The sequence below is a fragment of the Chryseobacterium sp. CG10_8 genome, assembly GCF_058117085.1.
The window spans coordinates 1-1,814 of record NZ_JBYVEB010000216.1; the positions used below are offsets into that span (position 1 = coordinate 1).

2 protein-coding genes are annotated in these 1,814 nt (G+C 28.9%); both read left to right on the top strand.

What is annotated here, in order from left to right:
- The first annotated feature begins 285 nt into the window (after nt 1-285).
- Nucleotides 286-765, top strand: a complete 480-nt coding sequence (locus AC4AGG_RS16305) for a hypothetical protein (protein WP_489773081.1) — start codon at nt 286-288, stop codon at nt 763-765.
- A gap of 213 nt (nt 766-978) precedes the next feature.
- A complete protein-coding gene (locus AC4AGG_RS16310; RefSeq protein ID WP_489773082.1) occupies nt 979-1,626 on the top strand; it encodes a hypothetical protein in 648 nt (215 codons plus the stop codon).
- Nucleotides 1,627-1,814: the final 188 nt, after the last annotated feature.

Here is a 1,814-nt window from a genome sequence, read left to right on the forward strand (position 1 = left end):
AAAATAAAAAATAACTACGGCTAACAGTGTATTAGCAAAAGCGGGCTTTACTTCGACAAGCTCAGCAACCAGAATACTCAAATTGAAAATTTGAATATTCTTCGCCGCCACTGCTTTTCAATTCCGTAATAATTTTGTAAGTTTACTTAATTGAAAAAGCATTGGCTTCAGTTGGTCTAAAACTGAACTTTGACTACATCGAACCACTTCGTTAGGTTTCAGTTCACTTTTCGCCCGCCTTCGCTAATACTTTTTCGTTATACGACATTTTACAAAAATTACGTTATGAGATTAATCGTTGATTTACTCGGAAATAGACATAAAGATTTGTTCATTAAAATTGATTTATTTCCAGTCAATGATTTAATAATTTCTGATAGTTATTATTGGGTTGATTTTCTGAAAATAGACGATAAATTATTTGAAAATATTTCAGATGAAGAGTCTACGAAAATAATTTCTACTGAAATATTAAAATTTTGGGAAAAGACATTTAAATCCATTGAAAAAAATCAAACAAAATATCTACCTATTGATTTATCAGATGAATATGTTTTGCTTTTTAAAGTTACAAAATCAAAGTTAGGTTTCAAAATGCAAAAGATAATAAGTTCTGATTTTACTGGCTGGAGTTTTAACAAAGAAAGCATTGAAACAAATCTTAAAATAAACTTTGAACTTGATAATGAAGAATTTTTAATATCAGAAAAAATAATTTTTGATGGTTTGGAATGGAGTTTTAAACAATTAAAAAACGTCGTATAACAGTGTATTAGCAAAAGCGGGCTTTGCTTCGGCAAGCTCAGCAACCAGAATACTCAAATTGAAAATTTGAATATTCTTCGCCGCCACTGCTTTTCGGTTTCGTTATTTTTTTGTAATTTAGTTTCACGAAAAAAGCAATTGCTTAGTTTGGTTTTTGTTTGAAATTTCAGTTCTAAAAGCCCGTCCTTCGCTTATACTTTTTCGTTGTCTGCTATGTTAAAAAAAACGCATCAAATGAAAAAGCGAAAAAAAATATTTTATGTTGCAGGAATAATAAGCCTAATTTTTCTTGCGCCACTATTTTGGTTTTTGGCTCAACCAATATTAAATGATATGAGTTTGAGAGTTATGGATATTGGAGTTCCATATAAAGCCAAAAATGGAGAAAAAGTTCCTGAATACTCTCAAATCCCAATTGAAGGATGGAATTACACTCATATAAATATTCCTAAAAATTTTAATGAAACAACTGAAATAGAGTTTGCAAAATTGATTATCAAACTTCAGAATGATAAAGTTGAAAAAAGTGGATTAAAATTTAAGTTCTCAAATGAAAATTCTTATGGAGATTTAGTGAAAATGCTAAATATAATGTTGAAAACTAAGCAAGATTTTTATGGAATAGATACTGAGAAAACGAACAGTTTTTATGTATTGTATTTCAAACCTGAAAAAAAATATTTTGGAGAGGATGTAGTTTATGGAGATTATGCAAATATGAATGATTACAACTACAGCAAATCTTCTTTTTTTGAAAAAATTATTAAATACTCTCCGAAAGGAACATATTATATAATATTTGGATTTTTAATTTTAGTTTATTCCTCAATTCTCAAACCCAAACTAACATTTAACTTCTAAAAAACACAGCAGACAACAGTGTATTAGCAAAAGCGGGCTTTACTTCGGCAAGCTCAGCAACCAGAATACTCAAATTAAAATCTAACGAAGTGGTTCGACGTAGTCAAAATTTGAATATTCTTTGCTGCTAATACTTTTTTGTTTCCTGCAACTGCTATTGTTCCTAAGTTTTAATTTTTATATTGAAA

What these genes read in the sequence shown, in the direction of transcription:
- AC4AGG_RS16305 (WP_489773081.1), top strand. Translation starts at nt 286, where the DNA reads ATGAGATTAATCGTTGATTTACTCGGAAATAGACATAAAGATTTGTTC.
- AC4AGG_RS16310 (WP_489773082.1), top strand. Translation starts at nt 979, where the DNA reads ATGTTAAAAAAAACGCATCAAATGAAAAAGCGAAAAAAAATATTTTAT.